Origin of the sequence: Erythrobacter sp. NAP1 (assembly GCF_000152865.1) — a bacterium.
Classification (GTDB): domain Bacteria; phylum Pseudomonadota; class Alphaproteobacteria; order Sphingomonadales; family Sphingomonadaceae; genus Erythrobacter.
On record NZ_CH672390.1, the window covers coordinates 1508398 to 1524806 of the forward strand.

The 16409-nt window shown below is 62.2% G+C and carries 19 protein-coding genes; 10 read left to right on the forward strand and 9 right to left on the reverse strand.

The window, feature by feature from the left end; genetic code table 11:
• The first annotated feature begins 8 nt into the window (after positions 1–8).
• From NAP1_RS07145 to NAP1_RS07180, 8 genes are all read left to right on the forward strand, one after another.
• Positions 9–527: a DapH/DapD/GlmU-related protein gene (locus tag NAP1_RS07145; protein ID WP_007164584.1), complete on the forward strand. Its 519-nt coding sequence runs from the start codon at positions 9–11 to the stop codon at positions 525–527.
• A 17-nt stretch (positions 528–544) separates the two neighbouring features.
• The gene (gene lpdA, locus NAP1_RS07150; RefSeq protein WP_007164585.1) at positions 545–1963 is read left to right on the forward strand and encodes a dihydrolipoyl dehydrogenase; all 1419 of its coding nucleotides are present in this window, start codon (positions 545–547) and stop codon (positions 1961–1963) included.
• Positions 1963–2799, forward strand: coding sequence for a hypothetical protein (locus tag NAP1_RS07155; protein WP_007164586.1), 837 nt, complete (start codon positions 1963–1965; stop codon positions 2797–2799). Before lpdA ends, NAP1_RS07155 begins: the two co-directional genes overlap by 1 nt.
• Positions 2796–3773, forward strand: a complete 978-nt coding sequence (locus NAP1_RS07160; protein WP_007164587.1) for a hypothetical protein — start codon at positions 2796–2798, stop codon at positions 3771–3773. Before NAP1_RS07155 ends, NAP1_RS07160 begins: the two co-directional genes overlap by 4 nt.
• Before the next feature lie 80 nt (positions 3774–3853).
• The gene (locus tag NAP1_RS07165) at positions 3854–5218 is read left to right on the forward strand and encodes a serine hydrolase (protein WP_007164588.1); all 1365 of its coding nucleotides are present in this window, start codon (positions 3854–3856) and stop codon (positions 5216–5218) included.
• 67 nt (positions 5219–5285) lie between these two features.
• Positions 5286–6644 (forward strand): amidase family protein, encoded by a 1359-nt coding sequence (locus tag NAP1_RS07170; RefSeq protein WP_007164589.1) that lies wholly within the window; start codon positions 5286–5288, stop codon positions 6642–6644.
• 26 nt (positions 6645–6670) lie between these two features.
• Positions 6671–7381, forward strand: coding sequence for a PepSY domain-containing protein (locus NAP1_RS07175; RefSeq protein ID WP_007164590.1), 711 nt, complete (start codon positions 6671–6673; stop codon positions 7379–7381).
• Positions 7378–8073, forward strand: a complete 696-nt coding sequence (locus NAP1_RS07180; protein WP_007164591.1) for a trimeric intracellular cation channel family protein — start codon at positions 7378–7380, stop codon at positions 8071–8073. Before NAP1_RS07175 ends, NAP1_RS07180 begins: the two co-directional genes overlap by 4 nt.
• Here NAP1_RS07180 and NAP1_RS16460 read toward each other — a convergent pair.
• From NAP1_RS16460 to rpsM, 7 genes are all read right to left on the reverse strand, one after another.
• Positions 8058–8924: a hypothetical protein gene (locus NAP1_RS16460; protein WP_156777217.1), complete on the reverse strand. Its 867-nt coding sequence runs from the start codon at positions 8922–8924 to the stop codon at positions 8058–8060. The two genes, NAP1_RS07180 and NAP1_RS16460, sit on opposite strands and share 16 nt — an antisense overlap.
• A gap of 148 nt (positions 8925–9072) precedes the next feature.
• Positions 9073–9624: a hypothetical protein gene (locus NAP1_RS07190; protein ID WP_007164593.1), complete on the reverse strand. Its 552-nt coding sequence runs from the start codon at positions 9622–9624 to the stop codon at positions 9073–9075.
• A 107-nt stretch (positions 9625–9731) separates the two neighbouring features.
• Positions 9732–11141 carry a serine hydrolase gene (locus NAP1_RS07195; RefSeq protein ID WP_007164594.1) on the reverse strand — a complete coding sequence of 470 codons (1410 nt, stop codon included), beginning with the start codon at positions 11139–11141 and terminating at the stop codon, positions 9732–9734.
• Between the two features lie 86 nt (positions 11142–11227).
• Positions 11228–11650: a 50S ribosomal protein L17 gene (rplQ, locus tag NAP1_RS07200; protein WP_007164595.1), complete on the reverse strand. Its 423-nt coding sequence runs from the start codon at positions 11648–11650 to the stop codon at positions 11228–11230.
• Positions 11651–11730: 80 nt separating this feature from the next.
• Positions 11731–12786: a DNA-directed RNA polymerase subunit alpha gene (locus NAP1_RS07205; protein WP_007164596.1), complete on the reverse strand. Its 1056-nt coding sequence runs from the start codon at positions 12784–12786 to the stop codon at positions 11731–11733.
• 127 nt (positions 12787–12913) lie between these two features.
• Positions 12914–13303: a 30S ribosomal protein S11 gene (gene rpsK / locus NAP1_RS07210; protein WP_007164597.1), complete on the reverse strand. Its 390-nt coding sequence runs from the start codon at positions 13301–13303 to the stop codon at positions 12914–12916.
• 58 nt (positions 13304–13361) lie between these two features.
• Complete coding sequence (rpsM, locus tag NAP1_RS07215; protein WP_007164598.1) at positions 13362–13730, reverse strand: 30S ribosomal protein S13; 369 nt, start codon at positions 13728–13730, stop codon at positions 13362–13364.
• 380 nt (positions 13731–14110) lie between these two features.
• On the opposite strand from rpsM, the gene NAP1_RS07220 reads away from it, so the two are divergent.
• The gene (locus NAP1_RS07220) at positions 14111–14443 is read left to right on the forward strand and encodes a helix-turn-helix transcriptional regulator (protein ID WP_241761193.1); all 333 of its coding nucleotides are present in this window, start codon (positions 14111–14113) and stop codon (positions 14441–14443) included.
• Complete coding sequence (locus NAP1_RS07225; RefSeq protein WP_007164600.1) at positions 14443–14883, forward strand: ArsI/CadI family heavy metal resistance metalloenzyme; 441 nt, start codon at positions 14443–14445, stop codon at positions 14881–14883. The genes NAP1_RS07220 and NAP1_RS07225 overlap by 1 nt, the downstream gene beginning before the upstream one ends.
• 3 nt (positions 14884–14886) lie before the next feature.
• On the opposite strand, the gene NAP1_RS07230 is transcribed toward NAP1_RS07225, so the two are convergent.
• Both NAP1_RS07230 and NAP1_RS07235 read right to left on the reverse strand, forming a co-directional pair.
• A complete protein-coding gene (locus tag NAP1_RS07230; protein WP_007164601.1) occupies positions 14887–15624 on the reverse strand; it encodes a hypothetical protein in 738 nt (245 codons plus the stop codon).
• 68 nt (positions 15625–15692) lie between these two features.
• On the reverse strand, positions 15693–16337 hold the full coding sequence (locus NAP1_RS07235) for an adenylate kinase (RefSeq protein WP_007164602.1): 645 nt from the start codon (positions 16335–16337) through the stop codon (positions 15693–15695).
• Positions 16338–16409 lie beyond the last annotated feature (72 nt).

The following is a 16409-nucleotide window of genomic DNA, read 5'->3' on the forward strand; positions in this document are numbered from 1 at the left end:
GAGAAGCCATGCTGATTGCAATCCGCAAACGCCTCTACCTCGCTTTCGCGGCGATCCGCCGCCAGTATCTGCGCAGTGTGTGGGGCATGGATATTGGCAAGGGTGTGCTGATCTCGGGCAAGGCGTTTCTCGATTACACTCACCCCAAGGGTATCCATATCGGCGATCACACGATCATAACGCCGGGCGCTCGCATCTTTGCGCATGATTTCGTCGGCGCGCATCACGACGATACGCGGATCGGCAAGTGCTGTTTCATCGGCGCGAACGTGGTTGTCACGGCGGGCGTGACTATCGGCGATCACTGCGTCATCGCTGCCGGGAGCATCGTCAACGGCCACGTGCCCGACCGCTCGATGGTGGCGGGAAATCCGGCCAGAATCGTCAAGACCGGCATCAACACCGGCCATCACGGCCGCATGGTCGCATGGGCCGAAGGTCGTATTGATGAACCAGCGCAAACTTTGCATGGCACAACGGCACCCAAGCCACTAAATGGGCCTCAACACACTCAAACGTCAGACTGAACGGGATCATTCGAAACATGGCTGACCACCCCTACGATTACGATTGCCTTGTTATTGGCGCTGGCCCCGGCGGCTATGTCGCCGCCATTCGCGCAGCGCAGCTTGGCCTCAAGACCGCCTGCATCGAGTCGCGCGAAACGCTGGGTGGCACCTGCCTCAACGTGGGCTGCATTCCGTCGAAGGCGTTGCTGCACGCATCGGAGCTTTTCGAAGAGGCCGAAGGCGGTCACTTCGCGACCTGGGGTATCGACGCCAAGGCGACATTCGATCTCTCCAAGATGATGGCGGAAAAGACCAGCGCGGTCGGCGATCTCACCAAGGGGATCGAATTCCTGTTCAAGAAGAACAAGGTCACCTGGCTCAAGGGCCACGGCGCGTTCGAAGATGCGCACACGGTCAAGGTCGGCGATGAAACCATCACCGCCAAAGACATCGTGATCGCAACCGGTTCTTCGGTCACCCCGCTTCCTGGCGTCGAAGTCGACAATGAGGCAAAGCGCATCGTCGATTCGACCGGCGCTCTCGAACTCGAAGAAGTGCCAGAGCACCTCGTCGTTATCGGCGGCGGCGTGATCGGTCTTGAGCTTGGCAGCGTTTGGCGCCGCCTTGGCGCGAAGGTCACGGTGGTCGAATTCCTGCCACAGATCCTCCCCGGCATGGACGAGGAAGTGCGCAAGGAAGCGAACAAGATCTTCAAGAAGCAGGGCATGGAAATGATGCTCGGCCACAAGGTCACCGGCGCCGAGGTCAAGGGCAAGAAAGTCACGCTCACGATCGAGAAAGCCGAAGGCGGCGATGAGCAAAAGCTCGAAGCCAGCCACGTGCTCGTATCGATTGGCCGCCGCCCGAACACCGATGGCCTCGCGCTCGAAAAGGCAGGGCTTCAGGTCAACAATCGCGGCCAGATCGAGATCGATCACGCATTCCGCACCGGCGTCGAAGGCGTTTGGGCCATCGGCGATGTGGTCCCCGGCCCGATGCTCGCGCACAAGGCCGAGGATGAAGGCGTCGCGGTGGCAGAGAACATCGCAGGCCAGACCGGCATCGTGAACCACGATGTGATCCCGAACGTGGTTTACACCACCCCCGAAATCGCTGGCGTTGGCCTCACGCAGGAACAGGCGATCAAGAAGGCGGGCGGCGACAAGAAGGCGATCAAGGTCGGCAAGTTCCCAATGATGGCGAACAGCCGCGCAAAGGCAAACCGCGACACCGATGGCTTCGTCAAGGTGATTGCGGACGCTAAGACCGACCGTGTTCTAGGCGTGTGGATGATCAACACGCTGGCGGGGACGATGATTGCGCAGGCGGCACAGGCGATGGAATTCGGAGCGACGAGCGAAGACATCGCTTACACCTGCCACGCTCACCCCACTCACGCCGAAGCCTTCAAGGAAGCGGCGATGGCGGTTCAGGGCAAGCCGATCCACATGTAATGAGCAAGACCGCGCCGCCTTGGTTGAAGAGCCAAGGCGGCGCTGCTCTTGCGCTGCTCGCGCCCGCGCTTGGGGGTCTGGCGTATCTCGCGTTTTCGGGCGCACCTTTCAGTTACCTTCTGGTCAATGCGGGCGCGCTAGTTCTCGCGTTGGGCGCGTTGATTTTTGTGCGCCTGCCGCAGCCCGCCGCCCCTACCCGAGGCGTGGCCGTATCATTGCTTGCAGTGCTCGCCCTGCCCCTCGTCACCGGGCCCTCGCTCGATGGGGTGTCGCGCTGGTTGCCACTCGGACCGCTCACGCTTCACGCCGGATTCTTGGCGGTCCCGCTTTTCGTGCGCCTCGTGGCGCACGATGCGCTAATCAGACCTTGGGTAACGCTGACGGCGATCCTTATCGCCTTTGCCCATCCCGACACTGGAACGGCGCTCGCTTTGACCTTCGCTGCGATCAGCGTCGCTTTCGCAGCGCGCGACAGGTGGACGGCGGTCGTCGCAGCGCTTGGCATCTTCGCGGCCATCGGAGCGAACTTTGCAGGTGACTTGCCCCCGCAGCCCTTTGTCGAAGGTATCCTCACAGATCTCTGGCCGAGCCAGCCACTCGCGAGCGCGGCTCTCGCGGCGACCTTGCTCGCCAGCATGGTGCTCGTCCTGAAGGCAACCGATTGGCCGCGAACCGAGCGCTTTGCCCTTGCCGGAGCGCTCGCAGGTTTCACGCTCGCGGCGCTCCTTGCCAATTACCCGTACCCACTCATAGGCTACGGCGCGGCGAGCATTCTGGGCTGGGGCCTCGCGCTCGCACGACGGCCGGCAAATGCCAGCAAAGGGACGCAGTCATGAGCGAGACAGTCGCAATCATCGGCGCAGGCCAGATCGGTTACGCCGCAGCCTACAACTTTGCGTTCCACGGCTGGGACGTGCGCATCCACTCGCGCACACGTCCCGCCTGGGAGCTAGGCGAGAATGAGAGATTCGTTCCTTACACCGCTGGCGAAGCCCCTACACCTCACGCCGACGTGGTGCTCGACACCATCGCTTTCGATGAGGGTGACGTCGCCCGCTACGACCCCGATGCGGTCGGCAGGCTGATCGCGATCTCCTCGGCGAGCGTCTATTGCGATGACGAAGGCCGAACGCTCGATGAGGCCGCCACCAACGGCTTTCCCAAATTCGACGGCCCTGTCACGGAAAAGCAATCCACCGTCGCGCCCGGGCCGGACACCTATTCGACCCGCAAGGTTCGCATGGAGAACAAGGCGCTCGACCTGTTCGGGAAGCGAGCGACGATCCTGCGGCCCTGCGCGTTGTTCGGCAAATACAGCCGCCACCCGCGCGAGTGGTGGTTCGTCAAACGGTTCCTCGGCGGGCGCACGCGCATCCCGCTGGCATTTGGCGGGCGAAGCCAGTTCAGCACGACCAGTTCGTTCTGTCTCGGATCAAACGCACAAAAGATGGCTGCCGACGGCGCGGGCGGTGTCTTCAACATGGCGGATGATCCCGCACGAACGGTCGCCGAGATCGGCAAGGTGCTTGCCGATTGGCTCGGTTACCAAGTCGAATTTCACCTGATGGACGGGCCTCCCCAAGGCAGCGTAGGCCGCACGCCTTGGTCGGTGCCTGAACCTTTTGTCGTCTCGAACGCCAAGGCCGACAAGGCGGGCTTTTTCTGCGTGGCATCCGAGCTCTTGAGCAGCGCGCAATGGCTCATCGATCTGAACCCCGCCGACTGGCGCAAGGCATTCCCTCAGCTCGCCGCTTATCCGTGGGACATGTTCGAATATGACGCCGAAGACCGATTTTTCGCATCGCTCTGAAGGGCTTGCCTCATATCCCGACTTGCACAGCGCGCGAGTGTGTGTATTGCTTACCTAATACACGCTCGGGAGGAAATCACATGCTCATCACGCGCCGCTTCGCGCTCGCCCTTTCCCCATTGGCCATCGCTTTCGCAGTGCCAGCCGCCGCGCAGGATACCGAGCGCATGGTCGAGATCGCCTCGGCAGAGGCGGAATCAGGCGCATTTATGGGAGCGGTGATCGTTGCGAATGACGATACGGTGTTGCTCGAACGCGCATGGGGATCGGCCAATCTCGAATGGGATATCGCCAACACTCCTGACACGAAGTTCCGCATCGGTTCGGTGACCAAGCAGTTCACCTCGGTTGCGATCATGAAGCTGGCAGAGCAAGGGCTGATCGACCTCGACGCGCCGATTTCGACCTATCTCGAAGGCACGCCGGAGAGCTGGAGCGCGATCACCGTGCGCAACCTGATGCGTCATACGGCGGGCCTGCCCAACGTCACCTCGCTCGACGGGTTCGGCGATCTCAGCCGCCTTGAAACCTCGCAGGATGACCTGATCGCCTTCTTCCGCGACCTGCCGCTCGAATTCGAGCCGGGCAGCAAGTGGTCCTACTCGAATTCGGGCTATGTCCTCCTTTCGCGTATCGTCGAACAGGTCAGCGAGCAGGACATCGCTACCTACTTTGATGAGCAGTTCTTCACGCCGCTCGGCATGGAAAACAGCGGGTTTGACGTGAGCGCCGAAATCCTGCCCAAGCGCGCGGCGGGCTATTCGCCGGGCGGCGAAGGCCGGGTGAATGCGGGATATGTCTTTATGGGCATCCCCACCGGCGCGGGCGCGATGTATTCGACTGTGAGCGACCTGCACCGCTGGAACAAGGCGCTGTATTCCGGCGAAATCCTGTCGCCCGAAAGCGTTGCCGAGTTTGTCGAGCCCGCCCCGCATGATGCGATCGGCGAAGCGAAATATGCGCACGGGGTCGTCGTCAGCGACAGCGAAAACGGCCAATACATCTGGCACGGCGGCGGCATTCAGGGGTTCAACGCCTGGCTAGGCTATGACCGCGCGAAGAGTACAACGGTGGCCGTCCTCGCCAACCTCAATGGCGGATCGGCCGAAAACATTGGACGCCAGCTCATGACATTGGCGCAGGGCGGCGAAATCCCGACGACGGCTGACCGCGTTGCGGTTGAGGTCCCGGCGGAGGCGCTGGCCGAATATGAGGGCGTCTATGCCCTCGCCCCGACCTTCAAGATCACCACTTTCGTCGAGGGCGGAAAGCTGATGGCGCAGGCGACCGGGCAAGGCGCCAACGAGATCTTCCGCGAGGAAGGCGACACGTTCTTCCTCAAGGTCGTCGATGCGCAGGTCCGCTTCAACCGCGATGACAGCGGCACCATCACCGGCCTCACCCTGTTCCAGGGCGGGCGCGAAATGCCCGCGACCAAGGAATAAGCGAGCGAGCAAAGTTGCCCCGCGCACTTTGCTGGATTAACCCTCTGCGCCGAGGGGAACACTGACGATGGCTTATCCGCAACTGACCGACAAACCCGGCGCGCTCGAAACCGCAGCGGCGATCCGGGCAGGCGAGATGAGCGTCTCCGAAGCGGTCGATGCCGCGATCACGCGGATCGAGCATCTCGATGCCGAGATCGACGCGCTGGCCGTTCCTGATTTCGAGCGTGCGCACGAAGCGGCGTTGGCTCTCGACAAGGCCGGCCCACGAGAGGACCAGCCGCTGTTCGGCGTGCCGATGACGGTCAAGGAAAGCTTTGACGTAGAGGGCCTGCAAAGCTGCTGGGGGCACAAACGCCTGACCGATTATATCGCTCCGCGCGACAGCGAGCTCGTGCGGCGGCTCAAGGCGGCGGGCGCGGTGATCCTTGGTAAGACCAATGTGCCGATTGACCTCACCGACTGGCAAAGCTTCAACCCGGTTTATGGCCGCACGAACAATCCGCACGACACCACACGCTCGCCCGGCGGATCATCGGGCGGCAGCGCGGCTGCGGTGGCGAGCGGAATGGTGGCGTGCGAATTCGGGACCGACATCGGCGGCTCTGTCCGCGTGCCAGCGCATTTCTGCGGCGTTTACGGGCACAAGCCGAGCTGGGGTCTGATCTCGAAGCGCGGCCACGACCACCCGCAAATGGCGCGGCGAAAGGGCTTTGTCGCGGCCCATGATGGCGCGCTGTCTGTCGCCGGTCCATTGGCCCGCAATGCAGAAGACCTCGCCGCGCTGACTGCAATCGCCGGACAATACGCGCTCACCCGCTCCGGCAAACCGCTCAAGCAGTGCCGAGTGCTTGCAATCACCGAATATCCCGGCGCACCGGTCGATGCCTCGGTTACGGAGCCGATCGAGAACGCGATCGAGGCGCTTCTGGCAGCTGGCATCACCATCGACCGCGCAAGTACGCTAATCCCCGATCTCGAAGCGCAGCAGGGCCATTACATGCGGATGCTCAACACCGCGATGGCGCGCGGCGCGCCTGCGCCAAGCGGCAAGCGCGCGACAGCAACCGACTGGTTCGACCTGCTCGACGCGCAGGCGGCCAACATTGCCGAATGGGAAACCCTGTTCGACACCTACGACTTCGTCCTCGCCCCGCCCGCGCCTGTGCTGGCGGTCCCGCACAATGAAGAGCGCGTGTTCGATTCGACGATCCGAGTGAACGGACAGGACATTCCGGGCGCAAGCGGGCTTGCCTGGGCGGGCATTGCGACCTTTCCCAATCTGCCCTCCACCATCGTGCCTGTGGGAAGCGGGATGTACGAAGGCACTGAACTTCCTTGCGGAATGCAGGTCATGGGGCAGTTCATGTCCGATCTCGACTGCATTGATGCGGCTGGCGAGATCGGGAAAATCTTGCACAGCTGATACAGCTTCGCCAAGGGCGCGAGACTATGGCGAAAACATCGATCATGCGCCGCCTTGCGAAGTGGCATATCTGGCTCGGTTGGCTGGTCGGCGTTCCTATCGTGATGTGGACCGCGACGGGTCTGTTCATGGTCGCCAAACCGATTGAGGAAGTGCGCGGCGAACACTTGCGTATCGAAAGCAAGGACGCCGCTTTGCCACCGGGCAATCCTGCCCCGATAGCTTTTCAGCTTACCGGCACACCGCCTGTTCGATCGTTCGAGACGCGCATGGAATCGGGCCGGGCGATTACCCGCGTCACCTATATGGATGGTCGCATAGAGCGCTTTGATGCAGTTAGCGGAGACGCGCTTGACCCGCTTGGCGAAGCCGAAGCGCGCGAACTGGTGGCATCGCAAATTGTGGGCGGCGACATGGTAGCCAGCGTAACGGCGTTCGACGCCGAGAATGTGCCCTTCGATTTCCGCCGTCCCTTGCCCGTCTGGCAAGTCGCTCTCGAGGACGGCACGCATGTCTATGTCGGACGCGACACGGGCCGGATCGAGGCGGTGCGCACGCGTTGGTGGCGCTGGTTCGATTTCATGTGGGGGCTGCACATCATGGACCTCTCCGAGCGCGAGGATACGAGCCACCCGATCCTGATCGCCTTTGCCGCGCTCTCTCTGACAGGAGCGATCTTCGGCTGCATCCTGATGTTCCGCCGCCGCAAGGCCCGCGCTAAGACCGTCAGCGCATGAACGAGACCGTCCTCACCCCGATCCTCGACCTGCTCGACATCGCAGGCATTGCGATCTTTGCTCTGTCGGGCGCGCTGGTGGCTGCGCGCGAGCGGCAGACCTTCGTCACCATGGCATTCTTCGCGCTGGTGACAGGTGTTGGCGGGGGAACCGTGCGCGATCTGCTGATCGACGCGCCCGTTTTCTGGATGACCGATCCGTGGGTCGCGGTCGTATGCTTGGGCACCGCGCTGATCGCGTGGTTTACGCCGATGCGTTTGTGGGAGGGCAAGCTGCTCGACTATGCCGATGCGCTCGGCCTTGCAGCTTACGCCGTGCTCGGCGCGGCGAAGGCGATGGCTTACGGTATCCCGCCCGTCCCAGCCTCGCTGATGGGGATCATTACGGGATGCGTTGGCGGGATCATCCGCGACGTGGTCGCCGGACGTCCTTCGATCATCATGCAGCCAGAGCTATACGTCACTGCCGCCGCACTTAGCGCGACGCTGACCGTTGGCGGAGCGATTGCGGCGGTACTGATCGGTGTGCCGACCCAGTGGGCCTGGGCACTGGCATTCGTCGCAGGTTTTGTCCTGCGCGCGGCTGCCATCCATTTCGAACTGGGGCTGCCAAGCTACGGACGCTCTACCCCCAAAGAAGAAGGGGCGGACCCAAGACCCGCCCCATCATCGAAAGATCACTCTTCGGGATAACCCTCTTCGCCGGGAAGCGGGCCTCCGGGATAGGCCGGCTGCGCATCGTTTGCGCTCGCGGCATTGAGTGGCTGAGCGTTTGTCTCGGCCCCTTCGGCGAAAGCCAGCGTGGTTGTCTGCGTGGGCGTCTGCTCGCCCGTCTGCGCACGCGCTTCACGATAGCGGTCGTCGGACCACTGGCCCGCCGCGGGCTGAACGGTTTCGCCGCTCTCAAAGTTCACGCCGCTAAAATCCGAGTAGTCGACGCCTGACACGCGGCCATTGTTATCGATGCGGCAGTTGAAGCCAGCGCCGTTGAACAAGGTCCCGCTGACAACCCAGCCGCTTGGCGTGCGGCTCGCATTGTTGACGGCATCGACGCGCACGTCGCGTTCGATCTCGTCGAGGCAGATGGAGACGGCATTGTCGAGGCCCGAGCCAGACGAGGCGCGCGGGTTCGAGCGGCGATCATCATAGCGGCGGTCGTCGCGGTCGCGCACGCGGTCACGTTCTACGATCACGACATCGCGGTCACGGCGGCGGTTGTTGCTGGCCGCGCTTGCAATGGCAGCGATCCCGCCGAGGACGAGCACGCCTGCAAGCACATCGCCCCCGCGAATGCCGCGCCGACCACGCCAACCGCGACGCCAGCCCCGGCGATAGCGGCGATATTCGAGCGGCTCTGCGCCCGGGGCATACCAGTCGCCGCTCATCGCGTCGGTTTCGGAAAAGACGAGGCCGAAGGCGCTACCGTTTGCCTCGGTCGAGGCGAGCGGCATTTCGGCTGCGTATGCGGGTGAAGCGGCCATCGAAACGGCTGCGACCATGCCGGTCAGCGCGCCAATGCGAAAAGCCTTCGTGTTTTGAGCCATGGAAGCTCCCTCCTGTTTGTTGTCACCAATGGTGCAGGCGAGCGGCCACCAATCGCTCATAAGTAGACCATAGTTAGGCGGCCCAGGCTTGCGCAAGCCTGAACCGCCTTGGTGGTCACTGCCCCGTCCGAGCAGTGTTGGTTATGAGTTAGCGAAGCCCGGCGATGCCGCGGAAGCGGACTTCCGGACGCACGCCGCGTTCGACGTAGCAAGTGAAGCGGCCACGATCGAAGCCCTGGTTGCCGTAGCCATAGCCGCGACCACGCAGGCCTTCGACTTCCATCCGGCCACGGATGCGCCAGCCAAAGCGGGTGCGATCGACGTCGCGGATCTGGGTTACGTCAGCGAAGCGGTAGCCACCGAAACGGCGGGCCTGACGCTCTGCGGTGCGAACACAGCGCTCGATAGCGCGTTGACCACCACCGCGGCCACGATGGCCTACGCGGTCGTTATAGCCACGGAAGCGCCGGTCGTTGTATCGATTGTCACGGTAACGCCGGTCGCGGTCGCCATCGAAGGCACCTGCCAGCGCGGCGATGCCGCCGATGACCACGGCCCCTGCAATCACGTCGCCGGCACTGATCCCACGATCGCGGTGGCGATCACTTGCAGCAGCGGGAGTTGCGGACGCCAGGGCCATCGCGCCAGCCGCGACAGTCCCGAGCGCGCCCTTGGTGATGGTCTTGGTAAGATCAGTCATGTGGGTTCATCCTCGGGTTTACAGCGACGGAGGAATTTCCGTTCACCGTGAGAGCCTTCTAGATGAACAAAACTGAGGTGATTCTGAGCGGGGCTTACAGTTGATGTTCAGGTAAATGACGACTTATCTGAATGGATGCACTGCTCAGCCAAGGCCGCCAGAACGTCGCGGGTGAAGCCCGCAATGTCGAAGCGCGTGCCCACCATATCCTCACCGCGCCGCACGATCACGACATCGCGGCTGGGGACGACAACGACGTACTGACCGCGATTGCCGCGCGCGGCAAAGGCGTCGTCGGGGATGCCTTCGAACGCGTTGCCTTCGGGTCGGCGAAAGGTCCACCAGCCTGCGCCGTAGCCCCATTGGGTGCCCTCGGGCTGTGGGCCGTAAGGGCTGGAGACGTAATCAGCCCACCCCTCTGGCAAGATGCGCTGGCCATCCCAAACGCCATCATTGAGATAAAGCTGGCCCAGCTTCGCCAGATCGCGCGCGGTCGACCAGACCTGCGAGGACAAGACATAATTCCCCTGCCAGTCGGTCTCTGCGATCGTGTGGTTCATGCCCAGTTTGTCAAACAGTTCGGTGGGCGGATGCTCCTCGAACGTCGCCTCGATCGCCTGCACGGCTGCGAGCGTATCGTTGTTGGCATAGCGATAGACGGTCCCAGGCGCATTCAGAAGCGGCCAGTTCTGTGCGCGCTCATCGACCGTCGTGCCGCCCCAGTAGAGCGGATCGGTGCGGTTGCCCGGCGTGTCCGAATAGCGCCCGCTGGCCATGCGAAGGGCCATGTCGATGCTGATCGTACGGCGTGGATCGTTCACGTTCTCGCCAAGCCCGGCGCTGTCGGTTACCTCGACGAGGCCATGTTGGACTGTCGCGCCAACCAGAGTCGCCGCAATGCTTTTCGCGACCGACCAAGTTCGTTGCGGCGTCCGGGGCCCATGATCGGGACCATAAGCCTCGCTGACGAGTTTGCCGTCTTGGAGGATGACCACGCCCGTGGTCCGCGCTCCCGCTCCATACGCATCGGTGAAGCCGGTGCGGGCAAGCCCTTCGTCCGGATTTAGCGCGAGGTCAAAGCTGTCCATACGGGGGGCTGCGCGGGTCAAAATCTCCGCATCGGGTTCGTTCTGCGGGATCATCGCCATCGGCTGCACCGAACAGCCGCGATCTGGCTTATGAACGGCGATGCGGGCGGCGGCGTCGTCTGTCCATTCGACCAGCACGTAGTCAATCACCCCATCACCTCCGCGCTCGAAAAAAGCGGGCATGTCCCGAATGATCGGATCGAGCGTGGGGTAGATACCGGTGAGCTCGTATTCGGTGACGCTCTGTTCGCTGCGCTGCGCTCCGAAAAGTTCCGCATTGGCGATCGCGCTGCACAGGAATAACGCCTTGTATCCCGCAGCCAGCGCGCGGTCGTATCGCGCGTCTAGCCGCTCCTGTGCGGACTGCGCGATGGCTGGCGAGGAAAGGGCGACGATCGCGCCGGCGGCGACAAGGGCGAGTTTTCTCATGGCCGCGGAGCCTAGCCATGCGCGCCCAAAAGAAAAAGGCCGGCGGATCGCTCCGCCGGCCCTTCTCTTGTCTCTTGTGCGAGGACTTACGCGTCGGCGTATTCGTCCTGCTCGCTCATGTCCGGACCAGAGTCCTGACCGCGTGCATCTTCGTCGCGCTCGACGAATTCGATGATCGCCATCGCGGCGCTGTCGCTGTCGCGGTAGCCGGCCTTGATGATGCGGGTATAGCCGCCATCACGGTCCGAATAACGCTCGGCCAGGGTGTCGAACAGCTTCTTGAGCTGCGTTTCGTCCTGAAGGCGGGTCATGGCGAGACGACGGTTCGAAAGACCGCCGCGCTTTGCCAGCGTGACCAGCTTTTCGACGTAAGGACGCAGTTCCTTCGCCTTGGGCAGCGTGGTGACGATCTGTTCGTGCTTGATCAGGGCCGCAGCCATGTTGCGGAACAGAGCCGTACGGTGGCCCGACTTGCGCGAAAGCTTACGCTGAGAAATTCCGTGACGCATTTGTATTTCCTTCGTTTGAAAAGGGCCCGTGTGAGGTAGCCCAGTGCTGGCGGCGCTTAAGGTGCGCCGCCGGAACCTGGTTAGCCGAGCAGCTCTTGTTCGAGCTTCTTGGCCATTTCTTCGATGTTCTCAGGCGGCCATCCGGGGATGTCCATGCCAAGGCGCAGGCCCATGCTGGAGAGAACTTCCTTGATCTCGTTGAGCGACTTGCGGCCGAAGTTCGGCGTGCGCAGCATCTCGGCTTCGGTCTTCTGAACGAGGTCGCCGATATAGATGATGTTGTCGTTCTTGAGGCAGTTCGCCGAACGCACCGACAACTCGAGCTCGTCGACCTTCTTGAGAAGGTAACGGTTGAGCTGGTTGGCGTCGTCTTCCTGCGGCGTAGCAGCCTGACCGATCATGGCCGACTGCGGCTGCGGGATGCCATCCTCGAAGTGGACGAACAGCGTCAGCTGGTCCTGAAGGATGCGCGCAGCGTAAGCCACGGCGTCTTCCGGAGTGACGGTGCCATCGGTTTCGATGGTCAGCGAGAGCTTGTCGTAGTCGAGTTCCTGGCCGACACGGGCGTTCTCGACCTTGTAGCTCACCTGACGGACAGGCGAATAAAGCGAGTCGACCGGGATCAGACCGATCGGCGCGTCGGCCGGGCGGTTCTGAACGGCAGGCGAGTAGCCCTTACCCACGTCAGCGGTCAGCTCCATGTTGAGCGTCGCGCCTTCGTCGAGGTGGCAAAGGACGAGGTCCTTGTTCATGACTTCGATGTCGCCGGTGACAGCAATGTCGCCAGCGGTGACTTCAGCCGGACCGGTCATCGAAAGCTGCAGGCGCTTGGGGCCTTCGCCTTCCATCTTGAGCGCGATCTGCTTCACGTTGAGAACGATGTCGGTCACGTCTTCGCGAACGCCGGCAAGCGACGAGAATTCGTGAAGGACGTTTTCAATCTTGATCGAGGTGATCGCTGCGCCCTGAAGCGAGCTCAGCAGCACCCGGCGCAGCGCATTGCCGAGCGTCAGGCCGAAACCGCGTTCAAGCGGTTCTGCGACGAAGGTGGTCTTGCGCTGTTTGTCGCCGCCTTCCTTGATTTCGAGAGCGTTGGGTTTCTTTAGTTCCTGCCAGTTCTTCATGTTGACGGACATGGATTTCCCCTAATTCGCTTACGTAAGCGGGTTCTGGAATTGTGAGGCGGGTCTGAAACGCTCGTCAGCGAACCAGACCCGGTTGGTTGGCGGCAGTCCCGAAAGACCGCCACCACCCAAATTCGGATCAAACGCGGCGGCGCTTGGAAGGACGCACACCGTTGTGCGGGATCGGGGTCACGTCACGGATCGAGGTGATGTTGAAGCCCACTGCGGCGAGACCGCGAAGTGCGCTTTCACGGCCCGAGCCCGGACCCTTCACTTCAACCTCGAGGGTGCGAACACCGTGTTCAGCAGCCTTCTTGCCCGCGTCATCGGCAGCAACCTGTGCTGCATACGGGGTCGACTTACGGCTACCCTTGAAGCCCATCATGCCGGCGCTGGACCAGCTGATCGCATTGCCCTGCGCATCGGTGATGGTGATCATGGTGTTGTTGAAGCTGGCGTTGATGTGCGCAACGCCGCTCGTGATGTTCTTTCTGTCGCGGCGCCTTACTTTGCCGGGTTCGCGTGCCATTGTTCGGTTATCCTTATTCTACGGGAGAAGGAAAAAGCGTGCTGGAAGGACCAGCAGCTTACTTCTTCTTGCCGGCGATCGGCTTGGCCTTGCCCTTGCGGGTGCGGGCGTTGGTGTGCGTACGCTGACCGCGAACGGGCAGCTGGTTACGATGGCGCAGGCCGCGATACGAACGCAGGTCCATGAGACGCTTGATGTTCATCGCGGTGTTGCGGCGAAGGTCACCTTCAACGGTGTAGGCTTCGTCGATCGTTTCGCGAATGCGCAGCACTTCCTCATCGGTGAGGTCCTGCACACGGGCGGTGTGCGGAATGCCAAGCTTGTCTGCGATCTGGACTGCCGTCGTGCGGCCAATTCCGTGAATGTAGGTCAGCGCAATGATTACGCGCTTATTTGTGGGGATGTTTACCCCGGCAATACGAGCCACTTAATTCTCCATGCTCCACAGGGGTTTGCGGTTATGGGCCGCTGCCCCCTATCTCAACGCTCAATTCATTCGATGGTGTCGAGCCATGCCCAAACGGCAAAAGTCCGGTTGGTGCACCAAAGCCATGGTGCCCGCCGGACTGGACTCGAACCTGTCGAATGAAGGGCGCGCTTACGGTGATTCGAGGGATACGTCAACCGGGCAAACGCGCAGGCGTCAATCGAGCGGCCCATATGGGTCGCCGAGACGTTGTTTCAAGCCCCTGATACTACCAAACGCGGCGCGACGCAAAACCCGACTTGTGGAAGGCAGATTTCGATGCGGCCGCTCGTCTGATCTTGACATGATCGAATCATTTCAATAGTTGTTGAATTATGGAAATGACAACCGCCCTCGCCTGCTTTGCCGCGCTTTCACAGGAAACACGGCTCGAAACGCTCAAGCTACTGGTGCGGGCCGGTGATGACGGTTTGCCCGCAGGGGAAATCGCGCGCCAGCTCGATATCGGAAGCACGCTGCTATCGGCGCACCTTTCAAAGCTCAGCAATGCCGGGCTTGTGACCTCGCGCCGCGACGGGCGATCGATCATCTACCGCGCCGATTACGGCACCCTGCGTGAACTTCTCCAATTTCTGATGGCCGATTGCTGCAGCGGCAGCCCCGCGATTGTCGGCGATCTCGATCTCACCGCGCTTACTCAAGGAGCATCTTAATGAAACGACTGCACGTCCATGTGAGCGTCGCCGCGCTCGAACCCGCCATCGCGTTCTATTCTGCGCTCTTCGATCAGGAACCGAGCGTCACCAAGGGCGATTACGCCAAATGGGAGGTCGAGGATCCGCGCGTCAACTTCGCAATCAGCACCCGCGAGGGCGCGTCAGTCGGGGTCAACCATCTCGGCATTCAGGCTGGCGATGCTGGCGAGCTGGCCGAACTCGAAGCGCGGCTGGCCAAGGCCGATATCGCGTCCAAGCCAGAAGAAGGCGCGCATTGCTGCTATGCACGCAGCGACAAGCACTGGGCCGCCGACCCGAGCTCTGTCGTCTGGGAAATGTTCCGCACGATGGATGCAGCCGCCACCTATGGCGAAGACAATGCGCCTATCGCTGCGGTCACCGAAGAAGCGGCCAGGGAAAGCAGCCGCTGCTGCTGACAATCAGCCCGGACCGCCGAGGTCGCCGAAAGCCTCGTCGACCGCGCTGGGGCCTTCGGGCTCGTCTTCTTCGATCACGGCTTCCGGGTCGATCATCGCCGCGCCATCTTCATCTGCGGGAGCTTCCGCCTTCGGCTCGCCCTCTTCCTCAGGCTCGGGCAATTCGCCCCCTTGAGTCGGAGCAGTAACCGTGCCGAGCATGTCGGCGAGCCGCGTCAGTTGCAGCGTCATCACCCCGTCGACCGCAGGCGCGATCACTTCGATCGGATAGCGCATCTTGCCGCCTACATTGTATTCCCAGACGATCCGCGTCCCTTCATCCACTTCGCTGATTGCGACGGTGAGGATGCCGGTCACCGGTTCGCTTTGCAGCGGGCCGAGCGCGCCTTCCATGCGAAGCGCGACTTCGGGGTAAGCCTGGATCACGCGCATATGCTCGACGCTTCCCTCAAGCGTGATGCGTTCGGCGTCTTCGACTTCGGGGATCTTCTCGCAAAAGCACCCGCCTGCCTGCGGCATAAGCGTCAGGTTCGCAGCATCGGCGGACCAGGTATGCTCGCCCGACCACCAGCGCGCCGGGCTGATGAGCGCGAGCCATGTCGCCTTGGGATCGGCTTCCACCACCGCCTGGTTGCGGGTGACGAAGTGATCTTCCTTAGACTCGACCACTTCGGCCATGGCAGGGGCCGCGAGCCCCATGGCAAGCGCCAGTCCGCTTACGGTTTTCAGAACAATGCGCACGAAAAATCCTCCCTCAGTCGAAGCGAGGTTAGAGCGAGCTCCGGCCGGTGGAAAGTGCGAAGGTCGGCTCAGGCAAGAATTGCGTCGATGGCGCTAGCCACTTCAGCGATTTCCGCCATGCCGTCGACGCGCGAGACGATGCCGCGCTCTTCATAGCCCGGAAGGATCGGCGCGGTCTTGGCGCGGTATTCCTCCATGCGGGTGCGCACGGTTTCCTCGTTGTCGTCAGGGCGGCGCTTGAACTCGGTCGAGTGGCACACGTCGCACACGCCCTCTTTCGCGGGCGGGTTCGCGGTATCGTGATAAAGCGCGCCGCAATTTGCGCAGGAAAAGCGCCCCGTGATGCGTTCAACCAGAGCATCGACATTCACTTCAAGCTCGATCACGCGATCGAGACTGCGGCCATTTTTCGCAAGGATACGGTCAAGGTCGCCTGCTTGCGCTGCGGTGCGCGGATAGCCGTCGAAGATCGCGCCCTGGTCAGCGGGCATGGCGGCAAGGTTCTCGTCGATCAGGTTCGAGACGATCTCGTCCGAAACCAGCTCGCCGCGATCCATGACCGCTTTTGCCTGAAGCCCGACCGGAGTGCCTGCCTTGACCGCAGCGCGGAGCATGTCGCCGGTTGAAAGCTGCTTCATGCCGTGGCGCTCTACCAAGCCAGCGCTTTGCGTGCCCTTGCCCGCGCCCGGAGGGCCAAGAAGAATGATGTTCACGAGCGCAAATCCCCTTTTGTCGCGCCGGGCACTACGCCCGTGCGCATTTGTGTCGCGTGATCATGCCACCAT